This is a genomic window from Nonomuraea indica (genome assembly GCF_002850745.1).
GTDB classification, from domain to species: domain Bacteria; phylum Actinomycetota; class Actinomycetes; order Streptosporangiales; family Streptosporangiaceae; genus Nonomuraea; species Nonomuraea indica.
In genome coordinates this window covers 217,979-242,197 of record NZ_KZ559468.1, presented here as the reverse complement: position 1 = coordinate 242,197, position 24,219 = coordinate 217,979, and the positions used below count along the sequence as shown (strand labels likewise).

Below are 24,219 nucleotides of genomic sequence, written 5' to 3'. Positions count from 1 at the left end.
CAGCAGGCCCAGCCCGCGGCCCCGCCGCTGCGCCCGCGGCAGCCGCAGCGGCTCGGCGACCAGGCGGCCGACGGTGTGGCGGGGGTCGAAGGAGTCGTAGGGGTTCTGGGAGACGAACTGGATCGTGGGCCGCAGCCGGCGGCGGGCGCGTTCCGGCAGGCGGCTCCACGGCCGCCCGCCCAGCGTCACCTCACCCGCCTCGGGTTCGAGCAGGCCGAGGGCCAGCCGGGCGAGCGTGGACTTGCCCGAGCCGGACTCGCCGACGACGCCCAGCGTCTCCCCCGCGTGCAACGCGAAGGAGACGCCGTCCACGGCACGGCGCCGGCCGTACGAGCGGATCAGGCCGGTCCCGGCCAGCACCGGGGCGGACGGCTCCGCGACCCGGCGGACCGGCGCCGCGCCGCCGGTCAGGCGGGTGCCGCGGGAGGCCGCCGACGGCACGGCGGCCAGCAGGGCACGCGTGTAGTCGTGCGCGGGCGCGGTCAGCACCGCCTTCGCCGGGCCCTCCTCCACGACGCGGCCGTCCTTCATGACCAGGATGCGGTCGGCGATGGAGGCCACCACGGCCAGGTCGTGGCTGATCAGCAGCAGCGCGGTGCCGGCCGCCTTGCGCGCGGCGAGCAGGCGCAGGATCTGGGCCTGCACGGTGACGTCGAGCGCCGTGGTCGGCTCGTCGGCGATGATCAGCTCGGGGTCTCCCGCGACGGCCGAGGCGATCAGCACCCGCTGCCGCAGCCCACCGGAGAGCTGGTGCGGGCGCTGCCCGGCACGCGTCGCCGGTTCGGGCACGCCGACCGCGTCGAGCAGGTCCAGCACCCTGTCGTGGCGGCGCGCCCGCGGCACGACGTCGTGCACGGCCAGCACCTCGGAGATCTCGGCGCCCGCCGTGCGCAGCGGGTCGAGCGAGACGAGCGCGTCCTGCAGCACCAGCCCGGCGAATCTGCCGCGCAGCCGCCGCCAGTCGCCGGGCCGGAACGCGAGCGCGTCCCGGCCGCCGATCAGGAAGGAGCCCGCCCGCACGGTCGAGCCGGGCCCGGTCAGGCCGAGCAGCGTGCGCGCGGTGACGCTCTTGCCCGACCCGGACTCGCCGACGATCGCCACGCACTCGCCGGGCTCGACCGTCAGGGAGACGCCGTGGACGACCTCGGTCGCGCCGAAGCTCACGCGCAGGTCCGACACGGCCACCAGCGGCGGCGAGGCGCGGTGGACGGCCGGATGCCGTTCGGGCCGGGTGATCGTCACGGCGTGCTCCCTCCGGCCGGCGGGCGGATGCGGGCGTTCATGAGGCTCTCCCTTCGAAGCGGCGCTGAAGGCGCCGTCCGGCGACGGTCAGGCAGACCACGGTCAAGGTGATCGCGATGCCCGGGAAGAGCGCCTGCCACCAGGCCACCCGCAGGTAGCCGCGGGCCTCTGACAGCATCGCGCCCCACTCGGCGGCCGGCGGCTGCGGGCCCATGCCGAGGAAGCTGAGCCCCGAGCTGGCGATCACGGCGGTCCCGAGCCCGATCGTGGCCAGCACGGGGATCGGCCCGAGCACGTTCGGCAGCACGTGCCCGGCCGTGATGGCCAGGCCGGAACGGCCGAAGGTGCGGGCCTGCTCGACGTACCCGGAGTGGCGCACCACGAAGGTCTGGGCGCGGATCACCCGCGCGTAGTTCGGGATCTGGGCGAGGGCGATGGCGAGGATGACGTTTCCGGTGCCTGGCCCCGTGACCGCCACGACGAGGAGGGCGAGCAGCAGCTCCGGCAGTGTCGACAGCACGTCGAACGCGCGCGCCAGCGTCTCGTCCAGCCATTTCGGCGACAGTCCGGCGGCCAGGCCGAGCAGCACGCCGCCGGTGACGGCCAGGCCGGTGGCGGCCACGCCGATGCTGATGGAGTGCCGTGCGCCGTGCACCACCCTGGACAGGACGTCCCGGCCGAGGTGGTCGGCGCCGAACCAGTGGGAGCCGCCCGGCGGCGCCAGCGCGTTCAGGGGGTCGGCGGCCAGCGGGTCCACGCCGGTGAGCAGGCCGGGCGCGACCACGGCCAGCGCGACCAGGACGAGAAAGGCGGCCGGCGCGACCAGGCCGAACAGGACGGCCGGGGTGAGCAGGCGCGGGAGGCTCGCCGGTGCGAACCGGCGGAGCGGGCCAGCCTGTGCCGAGGGGTGCATCTCAGCCCCCGATCCGCGGGTCGATGACATGGTAGGCGAGGTCGAGCAGCGTGCTGATGGTGACGTACACGACCGCGGACAGCAGCACGACGGCCATCACGACCGGCAGGTCCCGGCCCGTGACGGCCTCCATCGCGACGCGGCCGAGTCCGGGACGGCCGAACAGCACCTCGGTGATCACCGCGCCGCCGAGGAGCGTGCCGGTGAACCAGCCGGCGAGGGTCACGGCGGGGATCAGCGCGTGCCGCACGGCGTGCCTGGCCACCAGCGCGCGTTCGGTCAGCCCGCGGGCGCGGGCGGTCACCGCGAACGGCTGCTCGATCGCCCGCTCCAGCCCGCCGCGCAGCACCTGTCCGAGCACCCCCGCGATGGGCAGGCCGAGGGCGAGCGCGGGCAGCACCAGCGCGGCCGGCCCGTCCGCCCCGGAGACGGGGAACCAGCCGAGGGTGAACGAGAACACGGCCAGCAGCACGATGCCGATGAGGAACGGCGGCACCGACACCGCCACCAGTTCGGCGGCCGAGGCCACGCCGCGCGCCCATCTCCCCCGCCCCGCCGTGGCGACGGCGATGATCCCGGCGAGCGCCACGCCGAGGGCCGCGGCCGCGAACGTGAGCTGGACGGTCGGCCCGACCTGGGTGGCCAGGATCTCGCCGACGCCGCGCTGCAACTGGTAGGAGCGGCCGAGGTCGCCGTGCAGGAGCCGCCACAGATAGGACAGGTACTGGACCGCCTCGGGCCGGTCGAGTCCCCACTCGGCGGTGATCCTGGCCCGGATCTCCGGGGTGTCGGGACCGTCTCCGACCAGGATGTCGACGGTGTCCCCGGGGGCGAGCAGCAGGGCGAGGTAGGAGGCGGTGGCGGCGGCCCACAGCACGGCCAGGCCGGTGCCCAGGCGCCTGATCACGTGCCGATCCGCACGTCGTAGGCGCCCGCCGGGGTGCCGGAGGCCGGGTCGAAGCCGAGCCCCTGCACGCTCTTGTGCGCCGCGACCTGGTCGGCGGGCACGTAGAGGGGGAAGACGATCGCCTTCTCCAGCACCGCCGCCCGCTGCACCTTGGTGTAGAGGCCCTTGCGTTCGTCCTCGTCGGACGTGGCGGAGGCGGCGGCGAGCCACCTGTCCACCCGCGGGTCAGCGTGACGGGTGCGGTTGATGGCGGCGTCGCGCGGCAGGATCAGGTTCAGCGCGGCGCCCACGTCGGAGTCTCCGCGGGAGTTCTCGAAGATCTCGTACGCGTCGTCCTCGACAGCCTGCTGCGCCGTGCCCTGGTCCACGATCCTGACCTGGAAGTCGATGCCCGCGCTCTGCTTGACCTGGGCCTGGATGGCCTGGGCCAGGATGTCACGGCGGTCACGGACGAACGGCGCCGCGGCGACCGTGCGGACCGTGAGCCGCCTGCCGTCCTTGACCCGGTAGCCCTCGGCGTCGCGCCGCGTCCAGCCCGCCGCGTCGAGCAGGGCGTTGGCCTTGGCCGCGTCGCCGCCGTAGGCGCGTTCGAGCGAGGCGTCGTAGAACGGGCTCCTGCTGCCGACGATGCTCCACGCCCGCGTCGCGGTGCCCTGGTAGACGGCCCCGAGGACGGCGTCCACGTCCACGGCCTCGCGGAACGCCTCGCGCACCCGCTGGTCGTCGAAGGGGGCGTGGGAGGTGTTGAAGTAGTAGGAGAAGGCGGTGCCCGAGTTGAGCGACGTCCGCAGGGCCAGGTCCGGGTCCTTCTTGATCAGGGCGACCTCGGTGGCGGGGACGCCCTCGATGACCTGCACCTGGCCGGAGGTGAGTGCGCCGACGCGGACCGCCGCCTCGGGCAGGAACCGATAGGTGATCTCCGACAGGTGAGCGGGCCCCTGGTGCGCCGCGCCGGCGGGCGGCCAGTCGTAGGCCGGGTTGCGGCGGTAGCGGATCTCCTGACCCTGCACGTACCGGTCGAGGACGAACGGCCCGGTGCCGACCAGGTCGGGCCCGCCGAACTTGAGGTCCTTGGCCTCGCGCAGCGACTTGGGCGACACCTGACCCGCGTACGGGGAGGCGAGGAAGTCGAGGAAGAGCGCGTCCGGCTCCGTCAGCGTGATCTTCACGGTGGTCGGCGAGACCACCTCGGCCCGGTCGAACGCGCGGAGCTGGATCGACGACACCGCGGGGTTGTAGCCGGGCTTGCTGAACTGGTCGAGGTTGGCCTTGACCGCGGCGGCGTCGAACCTGGTGCCGTCGTGGAAGGTCACGTCGTCGCGCAGGTGGAGGGTGTAGGTGAGCCCGTCGCCGGACACCTCCCACGACGTGGCGAGCCACGGCTGGAAGGAGCCGTCGGCGCCGCGCGACAGCAGCGCGTCGAACTGGTTGAACACCAGCAGCCGGACCTTGTTCTGCGACCACTGCTGCGGGTTGAGCGTGATCGGCTGCGTCTCGATGGCCCAGGTCAGCGAGGTGCGTGGGGCTTCCTGGACGGACTGCGGGGTGCCGCAGGCGGCCAGCAGGAGGGCGAGCGGCAGGAGGGTCAGGCGTTTCACTGGCGGTCCCAGGCTTCGGCGAGCAGCTCGTAGGAGCGCACGCGGTCGGTGTGGTCATGGGTGATGGTGGTGACCAGCAGCTCGTCGGCCCCGGTCACCCGGCGCAGGACGCGCAGCCGCTCGGCCACCGCCCGCGGCGTGCCGACGAACTGGGTGTCGACCCGGTCACGGACCAGCTCCCGGTCCGCCGCCGTCCAGGTGTGCGCGGCGGCCTCCTCGGGGGTCGGGTACGGGATCGCGCCGGCCCCGGTCCTGATGCTGCGCACCCACAGCGCGTACGGCTCGGCCAGCTTCCGTGCCCGCGCCTCGTCGTCGGCGACGACGGCGTCGGCCGACACGAGCACGTACGGCTCGGCCAGCTCGGCCGACGGTTTGAACGCCGCCCGGTACGCCTCCACCGCCTCCAGGACGTGGGACGGGCTGACGTGGTAGTTGGCGGCGAACGGCAGGCCGCGTTCCCCCGCCACCTGGGCGCTCTGCCCGCCGCTGCTGCCGAGGATCCATACCTGCGCGTCGGCCCCTTCGCCGGGCACGGCGTGCGCCCGGTGCGTGCCGTTGAGAAAGGCGAGCACGTCGTCGACCTGGCCGGCGAAGTCGGGGGTCTCGGCGCCGGGCTGCTGGAGCAGCGAGGCCTGGTGGACGAGCTGCGGGTGCCCCGCCAGCCGTGACCAGTCGAACGGCGGCGGGATGAGCAGCCCGTCCACGACCCGGTCCGCCCGGGTCCCGGTGGCCGGGCCGGCGGGGGCCGGGCCGGCGGCGAGCTCGGCGCGGCGCTGCCCTGACCGGCCGAGGCCGAGGTCGATCCGGCCCGGATGCAGGGCGTCGACGAGACCGAACTCCTCGACGACCGACAGGGGTGTCCGGTGGCCGAGCTGCACGGCTCCGGAGCCGACGCGGATCGTGCGGGTCGCGGCGGCCACCAGCGCGATCAGCACGGCGGGGGCGGAGCTGGCCACGCCGGGCGCGAAGTGGTGCTCGGCCACCCAGTAACGGCGGTAGCCGTACTCCTCGGCCCGCCGGGCGAGGTCGATGGCGTTGCGCAGCGCGTCGGCGGCGGTGTGGCCGGAGGTGATCGGGGCGAGGTCGAGGATGGACAGCGTCATCGGGATTCTCCGGGGAACGGCCTGCTGGGGATCTCGGCCCGCAGCGCGGGGGCGATCTCGGCCTGGAACAGCTCCAGCGACCGCCGGTGCCGGCCGGGGGTGAGCCCGTCGGCGTCGGCGTGCAGGTGCATGACCTCGTGGCCGAACCTCTTGTGGTAGCGCAGCACCTTGTCGACGATCTGCTGCGGACTGCCGACCAGGAGGGAGGAGCGTTCGATGGCGTCCTCCAGCGTGGGGAAGACGGGCGGCACGCCCATCCGCCTGGACAGCTCCAGCCGGGCCTCGAACAGGGGCCGGTAGGTGGCGACGGCCTCCTGGGAGGTGGGCGCCGCGTAGTAGCCGGCGGTGCCGGCGCCGACCAGGGCGTCGGCGGGGTCGTGGCCGTAGTGCGCCCAGCGTTCCCGGTAGTGGTCGATCAGTTCGCCGTACGGGTCGATGGGGTGGGTGACGTTGGCGGAGAACAGCGGGTCGCCGTGACGGGCGGCCAGGTCCACCGACTCCTTGCTGGTGGCGCTGCCGTGCCAGACCCGGACCGGCCGCTGCAGGGGCCTGGGCCAGGTCTCGGCGTCGGTGAGCGGCGGGCGGAAGCGGCCCTGCCAGGTGACCTTGTCCTCCCGCCACAGGCGGCGGAACAGCTCGTACGCCTCCCGGTTGCGCTCCCACTGGTCCTCGGCGGTGACGTGGAACAACCGGGCCTGCGCGGCGCCGTTGCCCTTGCCGATGATCAGTTCGAGGCGGCCTCCCGACAGGTGGTCGAGCGTGGCGTAGTCCTCGTAGGCGCGCACCGGGTCCAGCAGGCTGAGCGTGGTGACCGCCGTGAACAGCCGGATCCTGGACGTCCTGGCGGCGATGTGGCTCAGCACCACCGGCGGCGAGGACGACAGGAAGGGCCGTTCGTGCCGCTCCCCCACGCCGAACCCGTCGAAGCCCAGTTCCTCGGCGAGCACCGCGTTGTCGACGACCTCCCGGAACCGTTCGGTCGGCGACCTGTCGTCGGTGTGCGCGATGAGGGTGATGGCCAGGAACTTCATGACGCCTCCGCGTAGCGGGACGCCGGGCGCGGGAGCCCGAGCAGCCCCCGCAGCGTCCGCGACTCGTACGCGCCGCGGAACGAGCCGCGCCCGCGCAGTTCGGCCGTCAGGCCCCGGGTGATCTGCCGCAGGTCGTGCGGCAGTCCGCCGGGACGCAGCCGGAACCCCTGGACGCCCGCCCGCTGCCACTCCAGCAGCAGGTCGGCGAGCTCCCCGGCGGTGCCGGTGAAGATCGCGGCGTCGGAGGTGAAGACGGCGCCGTCCAGCTCGTCGAGACGCGCCTTGCGCCGCGCGGCGTGCTCGCCCAGGAAGACGACGAGGTCGGCGAAGATCTTCAGGTCGGCGGACAGCGCCCTGATCTCGGTCACGATGGCGTGGGCCTGCTCGGCCGAGTGCGGCGTGACGTAGACAACGTCGGCGCAGGCGGCCGCGAACTCGTAGGGCAGGCGCGCGTGGGCGAGCGCCGTCACCACCGGCTGCCCCTGCGGCGGCCGCGGGGTGATCGACGGGCCCTTCACCGAGAAGCGGCTGCCGGCGAAGTCGACGGGGTGGAGCTTGTCGCGGTCGACGAACCTGCCGGTGGCCGCGTCGCGGATCACGGCGTCGTCCTCCCAGCTGTCCCAGAGCCGCCGGGCCACCTCGACGGCGTCGGCGGCCTCGGCGAACAGGTCCCGCACGTGCGGATCGGCGGACAGGTCCAGGCCGCCGGGCCGGTTCAGCCCCTCCTGCGGGAGCAGCCGGTCCAGCGGCGGGAACTCCCTGCGGCCGAAGTGCCGCGCCTCCGCGGCGCGCGGCGAGACCTGCGGCCGCCAACCGGCCCTGCCTCCGCTGACGTGGTCGAGCGTGGCGATGCCGACGGCCACGTGGAACGGCTCGGTGTGCGTGGTGGTGGCCGTGGGCACCAGCCCGACGTACCGGGTGAGGGGGGCCAGCCGGGCGGCGAGCAGCACGGCGTCGAACCGGCCGCGCACCTGGTCGGTACGGTCGTCGAAGCCGTCGGTCAGGGTGGACTGCGGGCCGAGGGCGTCCTCGATCGTGACGAAGTCGAGCAGGCCCTGCTCCGCTTCGGTGACCAGCCCGGCCCAGTAGGCGGGCGAGAAGATCGCCTGCGGGGCGGCGGTCAGTTCGCGCCAGGCGGCGGGATGCCAGCCGGCCCCGTCCAGCGCCACGGCCAGGTGCAACGTCATGACGGCTCACTTTCGGACTCGTCGTCGAAGAGGTGCTCGCGCAGGGTGGTGCCGGTGTAGCCGGTGCGGACGGCGCCGCGCTCGCGCAGCAGCGGCACCACCCGTTCGACGAACTCGTCCAGCCCGCCCGGGATCAGGTGCGGGACGAGGATGAAGCCGTCCGCCGCGTCGGCCTGCACGTGCTCGTCGATCTGCCGCGCGACGCTCTGCGGCGTCCCGACGAACGTCTGCCGTCCGGTCACCTCGATCACCAGCTCGCGGATGGTCAGGCCCTTCTCCTGCGCCAGCGCCCGCCACTTGGCGGCCACCGCGGCCCGGTCGCCGAACGGCACCCGGCCCTGGGAGAGGTCCTCCGACAGATCCGGTTCGACGTCCGGGAAGGGCCCGTCGGGGTCGTAGGCCGACATGTCACGTCCCCACACCTGTTCGAGGAAGGCGATCGCGGTCTGCGGGCCGACCTGCTGCCGGCGGATGGCCGCGGCGTTCTCGGCTGCCTCCTCCTCGGTGTCGCCCAGCGCGAACGTCGCCGCCGGCATGATCTTCAGCTCGCGCGGGCGCCGGCCGTACCTGGCCAGCCGGCGTTTGACGTCGCTGTAGAACGCCCGGCCGTCGTCCAGCGTGCCGTGCCGGCTGAAGATCACGTCGGCGGTGGAGGCGGCGAACTCCCGGCCCTCGTCCGAGTCGCCCGCCTGGATGATGACCGGGTGGCCCTGCGGGCTGCGCGGCACCGTGAACCGGCCCTCGATCGAGAAGTGCTCGCCATGGTGCGCGACGTCGCCGATCCCGCCCTCGCGGACGAACCGGCCCGTCTCCGGGTCGGCGACCACGGCATCCGGCTGCCAGGAGTCCCACAGCTCGCGCGACAGGCGGACGAACTCGGCGGCCCGCCGGTAGCGGTCGGCGCGGTCGAGGAAGCCGCCGCGCCGGAAGTTCTCGCCGGTGAAGGCGTCGGAGGTGGTCACCACGTTCCAGGCGGCCCGGCCCTGGCTGAGATGGTCCAGCGTGGCCAGGCGCCGGGCCAACTCGTACGGCTCGTTGAAGGTGGCGTTGACGGTGCCCGCCAGTCCCAGCCGGTCGGTCACCGCCGCCAGGGCGCTGAGCACGGTGAGCGATTCGGGCCGCCCCACCACGTCGAGGTCGTGGATGCGGCCCTTGAGCTCGCGCAGCCGCAGGCCCTCGGCCAGGAAGAAGAAGTCGAACCCACCCCGTTCGGCCGTCCTGGCGAGGTGGGCGAACGAGGCGAAGTCGATCTGGCTGCCGGCGCGGGGGTCCGTCCAGACGGTCGTGTTGTTGACACCGGGGAAGTGGGCCGCGAGGTGGACCCGCTTGCGCGTCATCGGTCCCGCCCATGGGGTGCGTCCCAGTCGGCGGGCAGGTCCTCGACGGTGTCGCGGAAGGCCGGCCGCTGGTACAGGTCCCGGGCGTAGGCCCACAGGTGCCCGAAGTCGGCCAGCCGCCGCTCGCTGATGAGGTGGTCGCGGTTGTGGTCCGCGTCGAACCTGATCAGGGTCACCCAGAGCCGCACGTCGGCCTCGGTGACCGTGTCGCCGGTGAGGAACCGCCGGTCGGCCAGCCGCCGGTCCAGCCGTTCCAGGGCCGAGACGACCCGCCGGCGCTCCTGCTCGCGGTCCGCCCCGGTGGCCGCGCGGGCCACCCGCGTGACGCCGGTGTTGAGGTCGTGGTGGATCCACCCGTTCAGCAGGTCGATCTCCGGGCGGAGCGCGGCCGGGTAGAGGTCCACCGAGGTGTCGGCCCACTCCTCGAACGCGGTGGCCAGGTCGATCGTGATGTCGGGGAAGTTGTTGCTGACGATCCGGCCGGTCCGCCGGTCCCACAGCACGGGCACGGAGATGTGCCCGCCGTACCCCTTCTCGGTCGCGTCGTACGCCTGCTCCAGCAGGGTGAAGCCGTTGACCGGGTCGGGCCCCCGGCGTTCGCGGAACGCCCAGCCCCGGCCGTCGCGCTCGTCGTCCACGTACGACAGCGACACGACGTCCCGCAGTCCCTTGAGGTTGCGGACGATCGCCGCCCGCTGGGCGAAGGGGCAGACCCAGGCGACGTAGAGGTGGTAGCGGCCGGGCTCGGCGCGGAAGCCGCTGGACCCGTCGGCGGTGACGCGGTCCTGGAAGGGGTAGATCGGGCGGTCCCAGCCTGGTGACAGGTGCAGGCGGCCGGGACCGTACTCGCCGTAGGCGACGTGGTCGACGGGGCTCGCGTAGGCGGGGGCATGGGTGGCGACGGTCACGCCGGACTCCAGGTTCAGGATGCGGGATGGGCGGTTCAGGATGCGGGATGGGCGAGGAAGCGGCCGAAGCGGCCCTGGTGGTAGAGCAGCGGGTGCCCCGGGCTGTGCACGTCGGCGCCGACGACGAGCCCGGCGACCAGGAGATGGTCGCCGACCTCGGTCGTCTCGTACGGCAGGCAGATCAGGTGCGCCGAGACGTCGTGCAAAAGCGGGGCCCCGTACGGTCCCGGCCGCCACCGGGTGGGCGGGGCGAAGCGGTCGATGCCCTTGCGGGCGAAGCGGGCCGCTAGGTCGGCCTGGTCGCCGGCCAGGATGTTGACCGCGAAGTGGTCGGCGGCGCTCAGCGACGGCCAGGTGGTGGAGGAGCGGTCCACGTAGAAGGAGACGAGGGGCGGGTCGAGGCTGACGGAGGAGAAGGAGGTGGCGGTCAGGCCGGCGGGGATGCCGCCGCTCTGGGCCGTGATGACCACGACGCCGGCGGCGTGCGCGGCGAGCGCCCGCCGGAACGCGTCGGCCGCCACGGCCTCGTGGGTCTCGGTCGTACGGGTGGGCGCGGCAGGGGCAGGACTGAAGGAGATCACGAAAGCGTTCCTCACGTGTTCGGGCATGCTCACGCGGCGTCCGGACGCGGGCCTTGGGACACGGACCTCGGGACGCGGGCCCGGGACGGACCCGGGGATGCGGGGACGCGGGCCGGAGGCACGGGCCTGAGCCGCGGTGAGCGGGGTCGTCGGCGGGGACGTGGGCAGGGGGTCGGCGCGGGACGGCACGTGCGCGGCGGGGACGGCGCAGGCGAGGCATGGCGCCGCGGGCCGTACCGAAAGCACGGGGGTCGGCGGGTGCGCCTGGCGACGCGCCGGCTACTGGTTCGCGATCAACGACACTGCGCGCTGGCGACGTGACCGAAGTCCACGTGGGAGCGCTTGGTCAGGCGGAGGCCCTGGCTCATGACGATCACAGTAGGCCACACCCACCCAGAAGTCAACATTCCCTACTTGTTTTACATGAATATCGGGCGGCGTGGCGGGCCGAAAATCGGTTGATCCCGCGTACTAGCCTGGAAGGGATGCCTCCGGATACTCGCTCATCGCGCCGTCCCCCGCTCTCCACCAACTCCCTGTGGCGGATGAAGTCCTATCTCCGCCCCTACGTGGCCAGGCTCGTGTTCATCTGGCTCGTGGCGATCGTCAGCATCGGCGCCAGCATCGCGCTGCCGCTCGTCGGCAAGGAGGTGATCGACGGGCCCGTCTCCGGCGGCGATCCGGGCGGGTTGCTCCCCCTCGGCCTCGTGGCGCTCGGCGTGGGCGTCGTCGAGGCGTTACTGATCTTCCTGCGCAGGTGGACCCAGATCAGGGCGGTGCTCGGCCTGGAGACCAGCATCCGCGACGACCTGTACGAGCACCTGCAGCGCCTGCCCATGGCCTTCCACGGCGAGTGGCAGTCGGGCCAGCTGCTCTCGCGCGCCACCACCGACCTGTCGACGATCAGGCGCTTCCTCGGCTTCGGGATGCTCTTCCTGGTGATGAACATCCTGCAGCTCATCACGGTCACGGTGCTGCTGCTGAACATGTACTGGCCGCTGGGACTCCTCGTGGCCGCCTCGGCCGTGCCGATCGTGCTGGTGTCGATGCGCTTCGAGAAGCGCTACATCAAGATCTCCCGGCAGGTGCAGGACCAGCAGGGCGACCTCGCCACCTTCGTCGAGGAGTCGGCCATCGGCATCCGGACGATCAAGGCGTTCGGCCGCCGGCACCACGTCTACGACCGCTACGACGACGCCGCCCGCAAGGTGTACGACACGTCGATGGACAAGGTCGCGCTGTCGGCCAGGTTCTTCACCTTCCTGGAGGTCATCCCGAACGCCACGCTCGCGCTGGTGCTGCTGCTCGGCGCGCTGGCCGTCGGCGGCGGGGCGCTGACGCTGGGCACGCTGGTCGCGTTCACCACGCTGATGCTCCAGCTCGTGTGGCCGATCGCCAGCCTCGGCTACATCCTGGCCATGGCGCAGGAGGCGATGACCTCGGCCGACCGGGTCATGGAGGTGATGGACACCGTGCCCGCCATCAAGGGCGGCACCGCGACCATCGCCGAGCCGCGCGGTCACCTGCGCTTCGAGGGCGTCGAGTACCGCTTCCCCGGCGCCGAGCGGCCGGTGCTGCGCGACGTGCGGCTCGACGTGCGGCCCGGCGAGACGGTCGCCGTCGTGGGCGCCACCGGGTCGGGCAAGACGACGCTGACCGCCCTGGTGCCGAGGCTGATCGACCCCACGGCCGGCCGGATCACGATCGACGGGCACGACCTGCGCGACCTGACGCTGCCGTCCCTGCGGCAGATCGTGGCGACCGCCTTCGAGGAGCCCACGCTGTTCTCCATGAGCGTGCGCGAGAACCTCACCCTGGGCCGGCACGACGCCACCGAGGAGGAGCTGGACGACGCCATCCGCACCGCGCAGGCCATGTTCGTCCACGACCTGCCGTGGGGTCTCGACACCCGCATCGGCGAGCAGGGCATGTCGCTGTCCGGCGGGCAGCGGCAGCGCCTGGCCCTGGCCCGGGCGGTGCTGAGCAGGCCGCGCGTCCTCGTGCTCGACGACACGCTGTCGGCGCTGGACGTCGAGACCGAGGCGCTGGTGGAGGAGGCGCTGCGGCACGTGCTGCGCGACGCCACCGGCATCGTGGTCGCCCACCGCGCCTCCACGGTGCTGCTCGCCGACAAGGTCGCGCTGCTGCGCGACGGCACGATCACACACGTCGGCCGGCACCACGAGCTGCTCCAGACGGTGCCCGAGTACCGCGAGCTGCTCGCGCAGGACGCCGACCTCGACCCGTCCGAAGGAGCCCTGCGTTGACGGTGCCCCCGCCGCCCCCGCCGCCCCCGCCGCCCCCGCCGCCCCCGCCGCCCCCGCCGCCCTCGGCGCCCCCCGCCGACCCCACAGACCCGAGCGACCCCACAGGCCCGGAAGGCGCGGCCCCCCGGGGGCCCTCGGCCGCCGACTGGCGCGGCGTCGCCTCCGAGGAACGCGACGAGCTGCCGGACAAGGTGTCGGTCCTGCTGCGGGAGCGCTCGCGCCGCCTGCTCGGCGACCTGCTGACGCCGCACCGCAGGGCCATCGCCGCGCTCACCGCGATCATCATCGTCTCCAACGCGGCGGGCCTGGCCATCCCGTACCTGGTGAAGGTCGGCATCGACGCGGGCATCCCGCCGATGCTGCGCGGCACGGGCCCCGGCACGCTGCTCACGGTGATCGGCGTCATCCTCGCCGCGGCCGCCACGCAGGCCCTCACCCGGCAGGCGTTCCTGAAGCTGTCGGGCCGGATCGGCCAGAGCATCCTGCTGGAGCTGCGCCGCCGGGTGTTCGACCACTTCCAGCGGCTGTCGCTGAGCTTCCACGAGAAGTACACCTCCGGCCGGGTGATCTCCCGGCTCACCTCCGACATCGAGGCCATCGCCGAGATGCTCCAGTCGGGCTTCGACAGCCTGGTCACGGCGGTCCTGACGCTGTTCGGCACCGCCGTGGTGCTGCTCGTGCTGGACGTCCACCTCGGGCTGGTGGCGCTGCTGCCGCTGCCGGTCCTCCTGCTGTTCACCCGGTGGTTCCGCCGCCAGTCGGCGATCGTCTACCGCCGGACCCGCGAGACGGTGGCGCTGGTCATCGTGCACTTCGTGGAGTCGATGACGGGCATCCGCGCCGTCCAGGCCTTCCGCCGCGAGCCGCGCAACCAGGAGATCTTCCGGCGGCTCAACGACGACTACCGCGAGGCCAACGCGCGCAGCATGAAACTGATCGCGGTGTTCATGCCGGGCGTCAAGCTCATCGGCAACATCACCGTCGCCGCCGTGCTGGTGTACGGCGGCTGGCTCGCCCTGCACGGCGAGGTCACGGTGGGCGTGCTGGCCGCGTTCCTGCTCTACCTCCGCCAGTTCTACGAGCCGATGCAGGAGATCAGCCAGTTCTACAACACGCTCCAGTCGGCCGGCGCGGCCCTGGAGAAACTGTCGGGCGTGCTGGAGGAGGAGCCGGCCGTGCCGGAGCCGCGCCGGCCGCGCCCGCTGCCGGAGCCGCGCGGCGAGGTCCGGTTCGAGGGGGTCCGCTTCGCCTACGTCGAGGAGATGCCGATCCTGCCGGGTCTCGACCTGACCGTGCCGGCCGGGCAGAGCGTGGCGCTGGTGGGGGCGACCGGCGCCGGCAAGACGACGCTGGCCAAGCTCATCTCCCGCTTCTACGACCCGACGGCCGGCCGGGTGCTGCTCGACGGCGTGGACCTGCGGGAGCTCGACGAGCCGACCCTGCGGTCCGCCGTCGTCATGGTGACGCAGGAGAACTTCCTGTTCAGCGGCACGGTGACCGACAACATCAGGTTCGGCCGGCCCGACGCCACCGAGCGGCAGGTGCGCGAGGCCGCCATGGCCATCGGCGCGCACGACTTCATCGCCTCGCTGCCCGAAGGCTACGACACCGAGGTGGGCAACCGCGGCGGCCGGATGTCGGCCGGACAGCGGCAGCTCGTCGCGTTCGCCCGGGCGTTCCTCGCCGACCCGGCGGTGCTGATCCTGGACGAGGCCACGTCGAGCCTGGACGTGCCGAGCGAGCGGCTGGTGCAGCGGGCGCTGCGCACGATCCTCGCCGACCGGACCGCGCTGATCATCGCCCACCGGCTGTCGACCGTGGAGATCGCCGACCGGGTGCTCGTCATGGAGCGCGGCGAGATCGTGGAGGACGGCGCGCCCGACCGGCTCATCGCCGCCTCGGGCCGGTTCGCCGGCCTGCACCGGGCGTGGCTGGACAGCCTCAACTGAGCCGCCGGCCCCGGCGGCGCACGCCCGCACCGGGCGTCAGTAGAGCCGCCGGGGTACCGGGCTGAGGAGCGGGGTCGCGTCGGGCGTAGCCGGCTCCGCGGGCGGGATCAGCTCGGGATGGCGGCTCAGGTACCCCTCGGGGAACGTGGTGCACTGCCGGCAGCCGCACTGAGGGCAGACCGCCCCCTCCCACGGCGGCGGCACCTGCACGCCGTCGCGCAACCAGATCTCCCGCTCGTGGCCGTGGGCGTCGGCGCCGTGCCGGACCACGTACTCCTCTTCCCACACGTGCCAGCACCTGCGGCATTCGAACGGCAGTGTCCTGCGGTCCTCGTCCATGGGTCACCCCCTCCTCCGAGTGTCGTCCGGCGCCGGGCTCCCCGCAAGCGGCCTACCAGCATGTCCGTGAAGCTCTAGACTCACCTAGAGTCCTTAGGCCGGATCGAGGAGTGCGATGGCAGCGCAGGGCACCAGCCGCCGCGACAGGCTGCGTCAATCCACGCTGGCGGAGATCCACGCGGCCGCGCGGGAGCTGCTGGTGACGCGCGGATCGGCGGCGGTGACGATCAACGCGGTCGCGCGGGCGATCGGGATGAGCGGCCCCGCCCTCTACCACTACTACGCCGGCCACGACGAGCTGGTCGGCGCGGTGACCGCGGGCTTCTTCCGCGAGCTGACCGAGGTGATGGAGCAGGCCCGCGACGCCCACGCCGGTCAGCCGACGGGCGAGCGGCTGCTCGCGGTGTGCCGGGCCATGCGCTCATGGGCGGTCTCCCACCCGGCCGAGTTCGGCTGGGTCTTCGCCAGCCCCGTCGCCCCGCCGAACCGGCGGCCCGGCACGCCCCGGCACGAGGCGGGCCAGCGCTTCGAGCAGGTGCTGCTCGACCTGGTCGCCGAGCTGTGGCGGACGGCTCCGTTCCCGGTGCCGCGCCTGGCCGACCTGGACCCGTCGCTGCGCGAGCAGCTCGTGGCCTATTCGGCGCTGGTCGACGGGGCGCTGCCGCCCGAGGCGGCGCACGTCTTCCTGTCGTGCTGGATCAGGATGTACGGCCTGCTCAGCATGGAGGTGCTGCACCAGCTCGACTTCGCCTTCTCCGACCCGGCTCCGCTGTTCGAGGAGTGCCTGCTCGACCTGACCGCCCGGCTGGGCCTGGCCCCGCCCGCCGCTCCCCCGGCCGGCCTCACGAGCTGAGCACGAACACGACCGCGCCCGCGACCGCGCAGAGGGTGCCGAGCCAGGCGAGCAGCGCGTCGGGCCGGCTGTCGATGGCCCGGCCGCCGTGCAGCGCCTCCTGGACCCGCCGGAACCTGACGCCGGTGCGCGTCAGCAGCACCGCGCCGGCGAGGGCGGCGAGGGCGAACGTCCCGGCGGCGAGCGCGAGCGGGGCGGACGGCAGGCCGTGGCGCAGCGCGAGACCGGTGGCGGCGATCCCGCCGGTGGACAGCATCACGCCGGTGCGGACCCAGGCCAGCCGGGTGCGCTCGCTCTGCAGGCCCGGGTCCCAGATGCCGTGCGACCTCTCCGGCCCGGACATCCCGTGACGACCTCTCAGGCGGCGAGCAGGATGAGCACCAGGGCGATGACGGCGACCGCCGCGACGCCGTAGCCGAACACGGCCGCGAGGGCGGGCGGCGGGAGCGGCGCCTGGTCGCGCAGTGCCCGCTGGATGTTGCGCCAGCGGGGATAGGCCATGCCGGCCGCCAGCGCGGACAGGGTGACCAGGACGACGGCCAGAGCGGTGCGGGCCCACGGGACGAACACGCCTTCGGGCACCGCCGCCATGGCCACGCCGCCGGCGCTGAGCGCCAGCGCGGTGCTGAGCCACGTCAGGAAGGTGCGTTCGTTCGCGAGCGTGAAACGTGGATCGGGCTCCATGCTGTCGACGCTAGTTGGTCCCCATTTCCCCTAGAGAAGCCGGGGTTCAGCTGCAGGCCTGGCGGATCCGGTCGAGGTAGGCGGCCGTGTCGCTGGTCACCTTCTGTGCGGCGTCGACGGCGTCGTTGACGTTCTGGACGTTGATGTCGCCGAGGGTGGTCGCGAGGTTGTCGGTGGCTTCCTTCAGCGTGGTGTTGGACGCCTTGTCGGCCACCTCGTTGAGCTTGCCGGCGGCGTCGCCGATGGCCTTGTCCATGGCCTGGGGGTCGTCCTTGTACTTCGCGATGTCGGCGCCCAGCTCGGTGATGATCTTGGGGGCCTCGAGGCAGGCCTGCGCCTTGTCGATGGTGGTGTTGACCTCGGCGCACCCGGCGGCGAGCACGAGGACGGCGGATGCGGCGAGGGGCACGAACCGGCTCTGGAAGCGTCGCATGCCTCGACACTACCCAACCGGTCCGCGCCCCAGGCGATCTAGAGCTTGGCGTAACAGGGTCCGTCGAAGGTGTGGCCCTTCGCGGTCGGCCCGACGAAGAAGTCCTTCACCGTGGTGACGCCGGTGAGGGCCTTGTCGTCGACCTTGTTGACGAGGGTCTGTCGGAACGTCGCCGCGTCGGGGTCGCCGGCGAAGTTGCCCGCCTCGGGCGGCAGCATGCCCTCGTAGTCGACGGTCCGCAGGCTCTTGACGGCGGCGAGCAGGCCCTTGCGGCTGATGTCGCCGCTCGCGACCATCTTCTCCAGCGCCGCCTTCATCGGGTACGCCCACGCCCAGCCGGAGGTGTAGCCGTCGTTGGGGGTCACGCCCGGCAGCGCCTCGCGCATGGCCCGGTGGCCGGGCGTGTCGGAGTCCCACGGCCGGCCCGGCGCCGACTGCTCGTACAGGGCCTTCAGCGCGGGGGCGGCGGGCGACTTGAGCAGGGCGGGGTTCCAGGTGGGGCCGGTGCCGATGAACCGGCCCTTGAACCCGGCCGCCGCCGCCTGCCCGACGATGGTGGCGGCGTCGGCGGGGCCGGTGGTGAGGATGACGAGGTCGGGCTTGTTCTTGGTGATCTCGGTGATGGCGCGGCCCTGCTCGGTGGCGCCGGAGGGCGTCTCGACGCCGGTGAACGTCAGGCCGTTCCGCTCGGCGGCGATCTTGGCGCCGGCGGCGGCGTCGGCCCCGTAGTCGCCGGCCAGGTGGACGGCCATGACGCTCTTGGGCTTGTAGGCCTCCATCGCGTAGTCGACGGAGTTCATCGCCTCCACGCAGTAGTTGGCGCCGGTCTCCAGGATGACGTCCTCGAACTCCCAGGCCGAGGTCCACGACGCCGGGGCCGCGACGACGCTGTTGGCCTTGAGGTCGCCGAGGATGGCCGCCGTCGTGGGCGAGCCGAGCGTCTGGGCCAGGCCGAGCACCTGGTCCTTCATCTCGTTGTAGACCTGCCGGTGCACCTCGGGGTTGTACTTGTTGTCGCGGACGAATTTGGTGACGTCCACCTCGTACCTGCCGCCGATGCCGCCCGCCTTGTTGACGCGCGCCCAGAACGCCTTCTGCGCGTCGGTGATCGGCACGGCCAGCGCCGCGAACGGCCCCGCGGTGAGGTCGGAGACCGTGCCGAGGTAGATGCAGCCCTTCTTCTTGTCCACCGCCGTCGGGCAGGGCTCGCTGGTGACCCCTGCCGCCTGGGCGCCCTTGCCGCCCTCGTCGTCCCCCCGGATGACGCCGCATGCGGACAGAAGGGCCACTAACGCGGCAGACGCCACTACGTAGCGACTCTTCATGAAAAATCCCTCTCTAGTAGGAGAACGGCCAGGATTTCCAGTAGTTGCGGGCACGGACCCACAGGCCGAACAGCCCGCGCGGCTCGAAGACCAGGAACAGCACGATGAGCAGCCCGTAGAGCACGGTCTCCACCTGGAACACGTTGGGCGTCTGCGTCGTGTCGGCGCTGACCACCGGCAGCAGCGACGGCAGCGCCCGGGTGAGCGGCTGCAGCAGCGAGATGAACAGCGCGCCCGCGATCGCGCCGGACACGGTGGCCACCCCGCCGATCAGCACCATGGCGATGAACTGCACCGACAGCAGCAGGTTGAACGAGCCCGGCTCCACGTACCCGGAGACGCTGTACAGCAGCGCCCCGGCGCAGCCGGCGTAGCAGGACGAGATGCCGAACGCCAGCACCTTGAAGCGGGTGAGCGGCACCCCCATGACCGCGGCGGCGATGTCGCGGTCGCGGATCGCCGCGAACGCCCGGCCGACGCGCGAGCGGGCGAGGTTGCGCGCCGCCACGGCGAAGACGACGAGCAGCACCAGCATCAGCAGGTAGAGCACCTGCTCCCGGGTGCCGAGCGGCCCGTCCTCGTCGAGCCGGTAACCGAACAACTGCGGCACCGCCGCCTCCCTGCCGACGCCGGGCCCGCCGGTGAGCGCCTTCCACTCCTTGAAGACGTGCTCACCGAGGAAGACCAGGCCGAGGGTGACGATGGCCAGGTAGAGGCCGCGCAGCCGGGTGGCGAGCGGCGCCACCAGCACCCCCGCCACGGCGGCGACGAGCCCCGCGGCGGGCAGCCAGATCCAGATCTCGGCGACGCCGAACCCGATGACGTCCCCGCCGGGCGGCCCGGACAGGGCGGCCGCGGTGTAGGCGCCGATCGCGACGAAGAAGGCGTGCCCGAGCGACACCTGGCCCGCGTACCCGGTGACGATGTTGAGCCCGATCGCCCCGATGGCCAGCACGTACGCGCCGGCCAGCACCTCCAGGGACCGGTCGGCGAGCACGACGGACAGGGCGAGCGCCAGCACGACGAGCAGCCCGGTCGAGACCCGCTTGGCCGGGGTGTCGAGCAGCGCCATGTCCTGGGCGTAGGAGGTGTAGAGCTGCGGCCGGCCGCGCACCCGGCGAGACCGTCCGGTCGGTATGTCCGGGGCCGACGGCGCCGGCCCTGATTTCACGTCTGTCATACCCGCTCGACCTCCCGGGTGCCGAACAGGCCGTACGGCCTGACCAGCAGAACGACCAACATCACCACGTACGGCGTGACGACGGCGAAGTTCTGGCCCAGCCACGGCGCGTACTCGCCCTGGTAGGACTGGAACAGCGACTCGACCACCCCCACCACCAGCCCGCCGGCGACGGCGCCGCCGAGCGAGTCGAGCCCGCCCACGATGATCGCGGGCAGCGCCTTGAGCGCGATGACCCAGGTGCCCTGCTCGATGCCCTGCCCGGTGCCGACGAACATCCCGGCCACGGCGGCCAGGAACCCGGCCAGCCCCCACGACAGCGCGAACACCATGCCCACCGACACGCCCTGGGCCAGGGCCGTCTCCTGGTCGAACGCCGCGGCCCGCATCGCCAGCCCGTACCTGGTGTACCGGAAGAACGCGAACAGCAGCCCGACGAGCACCGCCGTCACCGCGAGCATGGCCAGCCAGCGCTGCTGCACCACCAGCGGGCCGAGCGCGACCTGGTCGAACCCCCAGGGGTCGCCCACCTGACGCACGTCCCTGCCGATGAAGGCGTTGACCACGACGCGGACGACGATGTCGACGCCGAGCGTGATGATCGCCACCACGAACACCGGCCGCCCCACCATGGGCCGGATCGCGATCCGCTCGACGGCCAGGGCCACCCCCGCGATGAGCAGCCCGGCCAGCAGCACGGCGGTGTAGAACCCGGTCACCTCCGCCAGGTGGCTGACCGCGACCGCGCCGGCCAGCATGAGCGCGGGCTGGGCGAAGCTGATCACCCGGGTCGCCTTGTAGATGATCACGAATCCGAGTGCCAGCAGCGCGTAGACCGAGCCGTTGCCCAGCCCTCTGATGAGCGTTTCCAGCAGCGCCTTCACCGCGCGTACATCCCTTCGACGAGGTCCTCGAACAGCTTGGCGACGGCGGAGCGCCTGACCTTCTGGGTGGCGGTCAGCTCGCCGTCCTCGTGGTCGAGCTCCTTGGGCAGGAAGGCGAATCGCTTGATCTGCTCGACGTGGGCGAAACGGGAGTTCACCTCGTCCACGACGCCCTGGACGAGCTCGCGGACCTCCGCTTTGCCCGACAGGTCGCGGTAGGTGGTGTAGGTGACGCCGCGCCGGCGGGCCCACTCCCCCACCGTGTCGGGCTCGATGCCGACGAGCGCGACGAGGTAGGGCCGCTGGTCGCCGACGACGACGGCCTCCTTGACGTACGGCGACGCCTTGAGCGCGTTCTCGATCTCGCTGGGGGCGACGTTCTTGCCGCCGGCGGTGATGATGATGTCCTTCATCCGGTCGGTGATGCGCACGTGGGTGCCCTCCACCCACTCGCCGACGTCGCCGGTGTGCAGCCAGCCGTCCGCGTCGAGGACGTCGGCGGTGGCGCGCGGGTTGCCCCAGTAGCCGGCGAACGTGCCCGGGTGCCTGGTCATGATCTCGCCGGTGGCCTCGTCGATCCGCAGCTCGACGCCGGGGTGCGGCTCGCCGACCGTGCCCAGGCGGACCCGGCCGGGCCGGTTGGCCGTGGCGACGGCGGTGTTCTCGCTCATGCCGTACACCTCGTGCATGGGGATGCCGATCCCCATGTAGAACTTGAGCACGGCGGGCGCGACGGGCGCGGCGCCGGAGGCGGCGTAGCGGACGCGGCGCATGCCGAGCCGCTCGCGCAGCGCCCGGTAGCAGCAGAGCCAGCCGGCGGCGTGGAGCAGGCGGGTGGCGGCGGTGTGCCGGCCCCCGGTGCGCACCAGCGTGTCGCCGACCCGGTCGGCCACCCGCAGCCAGAAGCGGGTGAGCGCCCGCTTGACCGGGGTGGCGGAGTCGCGCCTGATGTCCACCTGGGCGAGCACCTTCTCCCACATGCGCGGCACCCCGAACAGGATCGTCGGCTGCACCTCCCGCAGGTTGGCCTGGACGGTGTCGAGGGACTCGGCGAAGTTCACCTGCACGCCGGCCGCCGCGTTGAACCAGACGGTGAACGCCCTCTCGGCGACGTGGCACAGCGGCAGGTACGACAGGGACAGGTCACGCTCGGACGGCGGCGGCGAGGTGAACCCGCCCCCGGTCACCAGCGTCTCGACGGCGAACTCGACGTTGCGCACGGTGAGCATCACGCCCTTGGGCGGTCCCGTGGTGCCCGAGGTGTAGATGAGCGTCATCACGTCGCCGGGCTCGGCGGCGGCCATCCGCCGGTCCACCGCGTCCGGGTGTTCGGCGCGGTGCCGCTCCCCGAGGGCCAGCAGGTCGGGCCAGGGCAGCAGCCGCGGGTCGGTGTAGCGGCCGCGGATGCCGCGCGGCTCCAGGTAGACGATGTGCCGCAGGCCGGGGCACTCGGCGGCGACGGCCAGCGCCTTGTCCACCTGCTCCTGGTCCTCGGCGAGCAGGACCGTGGCGCCGGAGTCGGCGAGCACGTGGGAGACCTCGGATGCCGGGCTGGTCGGGTAGAGGCCGACCGTCACGGCGCGTACCGCCACCGCGCCGAGGTCGGCGTAGAGCCACTCGGGCCGGTTCTCGGAGTGGACCGCGATCCGGTCGCCCGGCTCGACGCCGAGCGCGAGCAGCGCGTGGGCGACCAGCTCGGCCCGCTCCCAGTAGCCGGACCAGGTGACCTCCCGCCAGATGCCGAGGTCCTTGTGCCGCAGCGCGACGGCGCCGGGGGTGGAGAGGGCGCGCTCGCGCACCCGGGTGACGATGGTGGTCAGGCCGGCCGCGTTCCGCTCGCCGATGGTCGCCGTCATGCCGCCCCTCCCAGGTACGCCTTGATCACTTCGGGGTCGCGCTGCACCTCGGCCGGGGCGCCCAGCGCGACGGGCCGGCCGAAGTCGAGCACCAGCACCCGGTCGGCCAGGTCCATGACCAGGCCCATGTCGTGTTCGACGAGCACCATCGGGATGCCCAGCTCGTCGCGGATGTCCAGGACGAACCTGGCCATGTCCTCGGTCTCCTCCAGGTTCATCCCGGCGACCGGCTCGTCCAGCAGGAGCAGCCGCGGCTCCATCGCCAGCGCCCGGCCCAGCTCGACGCGCTTCTGGACGCCGTACGGCAGCAGCCGCACGGGGTGGCGCCGCCACGGCTCCAGCTCCAGGAAGTCGATGATCTCCTCGACCCTCGCGCGGGCGGCCAGCTCGGCCCGCCTGGCCCGGCCGTACCAGACGACGGCGGCGAGCGCGCCGTAGCGGAAGTGGTGGTGACGGCCGAGCATGAGGTTGTCCAGGACGGTGAGGTTGTGGAACAGCTCGACGTTCTGGAACGTCCTGGCCAGGCCGAGCGCGGCGATCTCGGGTGGCCGCCGGGCCAGCAGGTCCTCGCCGAGGAAGGTGACCCGGCCGCGCTGCGGCCGGTAGACGCCCGACAGCACGTTGAAGATCGACGTCTTGCCGGCGCCGTTGGGACCGATGATCGCCAGCAGTTCGGCGGGGCCCACCTCGAAGGTGACGCCGCCGATCGCCTGGACGCCGGCGAAGCTCAGGTGCACGTCCTGCACGCGCAGGACCGGCGCGGCCGGCCCGGTGTTCACGACAGCCACCGCTTCCTCCGCTTGTAGTGCTTGACCTCGCGGAAGGACCGGACGGTCCCGAGGTAGAACTCCTTGATGTCCTCGTCGGCCAGCAGCTCCCCGGCCGGCCGGTCCATGACGATCTTGCCGGTCTCCATGACGTAGCCGTGGTCGGCGATCGACAGGGCCATGGTGGCGTTCTGCTCCACGAGCAGCACGGTGGTGCCCTGCCGGTTGATCTCGACGATCAGGTCACGGATCTGCGTGACCAGGGCGGGGGCGAGCCCCAGGCTGGGCTCGTCGAGCAGCAGGTAGCGGGGGCCCGCCATGAGGGCGCGGCCGACGGCGAGCATCTGCTGCTCGCCGCCCGACAGGTAGCCGGCCACGTTGGACCGCCGCTCGCGCAGCAGGGGGAAGAGGTCGTAGACGCGGTCGAGATGGGAGACGCGCTCGGTGTGGCCACCGACCCTGAGGTTCTCCTCGACGGTCAGCTCGGCCAGGATGCGGCGGCCCTCCATGACCTGGCTGATGCCGCGCCGGACGATCTGCGCGGGGCTGAGATGGTGGACGGGCTCGCCCTCAAGGGTGACCGAGCCTTTGGTGATCTTGCCGTCGTGCACGTCGAGCAGGCCCGACAGGGCACGTAACAGCGTGGTCTTGCCCGCGCCGTTGGCGCCGAGCAGGGCGACGACCGAGCCAGGGCGGACCACGAGGCTCACGCCCCGCAGCACGAGCATCACGTCGTCGTAGACGACCTCGAGATTGCGGACCTCCAGCAAGCCGGCTCCCGGGATTGTGGTGTACGTCACCCCCCGTGTGCTCACAATCTGGACCGCGACCACGCCGATCAGCAAGAGGCGTCGCCAAATTGGAATGCTGTTCTA

At 72.7% G+C, this 24,219-nt stretch carries 23 protein-coding genes; 3 read left to right on the top strand and 20 right to left on the bottom strand.

The annotated features are described in order from the left end of the window. From CXR44_RS08905 to CXR44_RS08860, 10 genes are all read right to left on the bottom strand, one after another. Nucleotides 1-1,242: ATP-binding cassette domain-containing protein (locus CXR44_RS08905; protein WP_245898993.1), on the bottom strand; the 1,242-nt coding region annotated here is incomplete at its 3' end. A gap of 37 nt (nt 1,243-1,279) precedes the next feature. Then, nucleotides 1,280-2,155, bottom strand: a complete 876-nt coding sequence (locus CXR44_RS08900; protein ID WP_101784501.1) for an ABC transporter permease — start codon at nt 2,153-2,155, stop codon at nt 1,280-1,282. Between the two features lies 1 nt (nt 2,156). Further along, complete coding sequence (locus CXR44_RS08895; protein WP_101784499.1) at nt 2,157-3,062, bottom strand: ABC transporter permease; 906 nt, start codon at nt 3,060-3,062, stop codon at nt 2,157-2,159. After that, complete coding sequence (locus CXR44_RS08890; RefSeq protein ID WP_101784497.1) at nt 3,059-4,660, bottom strand: ABC transporter substrate-binding protein; 1,602 nt, start codon at nt 4,658-4,660, stop codon at nt 3,059-3,061. Before CXR44_RS08890 ends, CXR44_RS08895 begins: the two co-directional genes overlap by 4 nt. Further along, complete coding sequence (locus CXR44_RS08885) at nt 4,657-5,763, bottom strand: MsnO8 family LLM class oxidoreductase (protein ID WP_101784495.1); 1,107 nt, start codon at nt 5,761-5,763, stop codon at nt 4,657-4,659. Before CXR44_RS08885 ends, CXR44_RS08890 begins: the two co-directional genes overlap by 4 nt. Continuing rightward, nucleotides 5,760-6,794, bottom strand: coding sequence for an LLM class flavin-dependent oxidoreductase (locus CXR44_RS08880; protein WP_101784493.1), 1,035 nt, complete (start codon nt 6,792-6,794; stop codon nt 5,760-5,762). Before CXR44_RS08880 ends, CXR44_RS08885 begins: the two co-directional genes overlap by 4 nt. Further along, nucleotides 6,791-7,981 (bottom strand): LLM class flavin-dependent oxidoreductase, encoded by a 1,191-nt coding sequence (locus CXR44_RS08875; RefSeq protein WP_101784491.1) that lies wholly within the window; start codon nt 7,979-7,981, stop codon nt 6,791-6,793. Before CXR44_RS08875 ends, CXR44_RS08880 begins: the two co-directional genes overlap by 4 nt. Further along, on the bottom strand, nt 7,978-9,318 hold the full coding sequence (locus CXR44_RS08870; protein WP_101784489.1) for an NtaA/DmoA family FMN-dependent monooxygenase: 1,341 nt from the start codon (nt 9,316-9,318) through the stop codon (nt 7,978-7,980). Before CXR44_RS08870 ends, CXR44_RS08875 begins: the two co-directional genes overlap by 4 nt. Then, nucleotides 9,315-10,226, bottom strand: a complete 912-nt coding sequence (locus CXR44_RS08865; RefSeq protein ID WP_101784487.1) for a glutathione S-transferase C-terminal domain-containing protein — start codon at nt 10,224-10,226, stop codon at nt 9,315-9,317. The genes CXR44_RS08870 and CXR44_RS08865 overlap by 4 nt, the downstream gene beginning before the upstream one ends. Before the next feature lie 35 nt (nt 10,227-10,261). Continuing rightward, nucleotides 10,262-10,807 carry a flavin reductase family protein gene (locus CXR44_RS08860; RefSeq protein WP_397019726.1) on the bottom strand — a complete coding sequence of 182 codons (546 nt, stop codon included), beginning with the start codon at nt 10,805-10,807 and terminating at the stop codon, nt 10,262-10,264. Nucleotides 10,808-11,352: 545 nt separating this feature from the next. On the opposite strand from CXR44_RS08860, the gene CXR44_RS08855 reads away from it, so the two are divergent. Next, nucleotides 11,353-13,074 (top strand): ABC transporter ATP-binding protein, encoded by a 1,722-nt coding sequence (locus CXR44_RS08855; RefSeq protein WP_101784485.1) that lies wholly within the window; start codon nt 11,353-11,355, stop codon nt 13,072-13,074. Between the two features lie 2 nt (nt 13,075-13,076). Then, entirely contained in the window at nt 13,077-15,023 is a 1,947-nt protein-coding gene (locus tag CXR44_RS08850) for an ABC transporter ATP-binding protein (RefSeq protein ID WP_245899077.1), read from the top strand. Nucleotides 15,024-15,059: 36 nt separating this feature from the next. On the opposite strand, the gene CXR44_RS08845 is transcribed toward CXR44_RS08850, so the two are convergent. Then, nucleotides 15,060-15,362 carry a hypothetical protein gene (locus CXR44_RS08845; protein WP_101784483.1) on the bottom strand — a complete coding sequence of 101 codons (303 nt, stop codon included), beginning with the start codon at nt 15,360-15,362 and terminating at the stop codon, nt 15,060-15,062. Nucleotides 15,363-15,477: 115 nt separating this feature from the next. On the opposite strand from CXR44_RS08845, the gene CXR44_RS08840 reads away from it, so the two are divergent. Continuing rightward, the gene (locus CXR44_RS08840; RefSeq protein WP_101784481.1) at nt 15,478-16,215 is read left to right on the top strand and encodes a TetR/AcrR family transcriptional regulator; all 738 of its coding nucleotides are present in this window, start codon (nt 15,478-15,480) and stop codon (nt 16,213-16,215) included. Here the strand turns inward: CXR44_RS08840 and CXR44_RS08835 are convergent. The 9 genes from CXR44_RS08835 to CXR44_RS08795 form a co-directional block, all read right to left on the bottom strand. After that, on the bottom strand, nt 16,205-16,558 hold the full coding sequence (locus CXR44_RS08835) for a DUF202 domain-containing protein (RefSeq protein WP_101784479.1): 354 nt from the start codon (nt 16,556-16,558) through the stop codon (nt 16,205-16,207). The two genes, CXR44_RS08840 and CXR44_RS08835, sit on opposite strands and share 11 nt — an antisense overlap. Before the next feature lie 14 nt (nt 16,559-16,572). Continuing rightward, nucleotides 16,573-16,899, bottom strand: coding sequence for a YidH family protein (locus CXR44_RS08830; RefSeq protein WP_101784477.1), 327 nt, complete (start codon nt 16,897-16,899; stop codon nt 16,573-16,575). Nucleotides 16,900-16,945: 46 nt separating this feature from the next. Further along, entirely contained in the window at nt 16,946-17,332 is a 387-nt protein-coding gene (locus CXR44_RS08825; protein WP_101784475.1) for a hypothetical protein, read from the bottom strand. Between the two features lie 38 nt (nt 17,333-17,370). Further along, complete coding sequence (locus tag CXR44_RS08820) at nt 17,371-18,621, bottom strand: ABC transporter substrate-binding protein (protein ID WP_245898991.1); 1,251 nt, start codon at nt 18,619-18,621, stop codon at nt 17,371-17,373. Nucleotides 18,622-18,670: 49 nt separating this feature from the next. Further along, on the bottom strand, nt 18,671-19,771 hold the full coding sequence (locus CXR44_RS08815) for a branched-chain amino acid ABC transporter permease (protein WP_101784471.1): 1,101 nt from the start codon (nt 19,769-19,771) through the stop codon (nt 18,671-18,673). A 62-nt stretch (nt 19,772-19,833) separates the two neighbouring features. Further along, nucleotides 19,834-20,721 carry a branched-chain amino acid ABC transporter permease gene (locus CXR44_RS08810; RefSeq protein WP_101784469.1) on the bottom strand — a complete coding sequence of 296 codons (888 nt, stop codon included), beginning with the start codon at nt 20,719-20,721 and terminating at the stop codon, nt 19,834-19,836. Continuing rightward, nucleotides 20,718-22,577: an AMP-dependent synthetase/ligase gene (locus CXR44_RS08805; protein ID WP_101784467.1), complete on the bottom strand. Its 1,860-nt coding sequence runs from the start codon at nt 22,575-22,577 to the stop codon at nt 20,718-20,720. The genes CXR44_RS08810 and CXR44_RS08805 overlap by 4 nt, the downstream gene beginning before the upstream one ends. Further along, entirely contained in the window at nt 22,574-23,365 is a 792-nt protein-coding gene (locus CXR44_RS08800; protein ID WP_245898990.1) for an ABC transporter ATP-binding protein, read from the bottom strand. The genes CXR44_RS08805 and CXR44_RS08800 overlap by 4 nt, the downstream gene beginning before the upstream one ends. Further along, the gene (locus tag CXR44_RS08795) at nt 23,353-24,144 is read right to left on the bottom strand and encodes an ABC transporter ATP-binding protein (protein WP_245898988.1); all 792 of its coding nucleotides are present in this window, start codon (nt 24,142-24,144) and stop codon (nt 23,353-23,355) included. The genes CXR44_RS08800 and CXR44_RS08795 overlap by 13 nt, the downstream gene beginning before the upstream one ends. Nucleotides 24,145-24,219: the final 75 nt, after the last annotated feature.

Coding starts and splice junctions, on each gene's coding strand:
- CXR44_RS08885 (WP_101784495.1), bottom strand. CDS start 5,763: ATGACGCTGTCCATCCTCGACCTCGCCCCGATCACCTCCGGCCACACC.
- CXR44_RS08830 (WP_101784477.1), bottom strand. CDS start 16,899: ATGGAGCCCGATCCACGTTTCACGCTCGCGAACGAACGCACCTTCCTG.
- CXR44_RS08845 (WP_101784483.1), bottom strand. CDS start 15,362: ATGGACGAGGACCGCAGGACACTGCCGTTCGAATGCCGCAGGTGCTGG.
- CXR44_RS08880 (WP_101784493.1), bottom strand. CDS start 6,794: ATGAAGTTCCTGGCCATCACCCTCATCGCGCACACCGACGACAGGTCG.
- CXR44_RS08875 (WP_101784491.1), bottom strand. CDS start 7,981: ATGACGTTGCACCTGGCCGTGGCGCTGGACGGGGCCGGCTGGCATCCC.
- CXR44_RS08835 (WP_101784479.1), bottom strand. CDS start 16,558: ATGTCCGGGCCGGAGAGGTCGCACGGCATCTGGGACCCGGGCCTGCAG.
- CXR44_RS08805 (WP_101784467.1), bottom strand. CDS start 22,577: ATGACGGCGACCATCGGCGAGCGGAACGCGGCCGGCCTGACCACCATC.
- CXR44_RS08840 (WP_101784481.1), top strand. CDS start 15,478: ATGGCAGCGCAGGGCACCAGCCGCCGCGACAGGCTGCGTCAATCCACG.
- CXR44_RS08870 (WP_101784489.1), bottom strand. CDS start 9,318: ATGACGCGCAAGCGGGTCCACCTCGCGGCCCACTTCCCCGGTGTCAAC.
- CXR44_RS08855 (WP_101784485.1), top strand. CDS start 11,353: ATGAAGTCCTATCTCCGCCCCTACGTGGCCAGGCTCGTGTTCATCTGG.
- CXR44_RS08900 (WP_101784501.1), bottom strand. CDS start 2,155: ATGCACCCCTCGGCACAGGCTGGCCCGCTCCGCCGGTTCGCACCGGCG.
- CXR44_RS08825 (WP_101784475.1), bottom strand. CDS start 17,332: ATGCGACGCTTCCAGAGCCGGTTCGTGCCCCTCGCCGCATCCGCCGTC.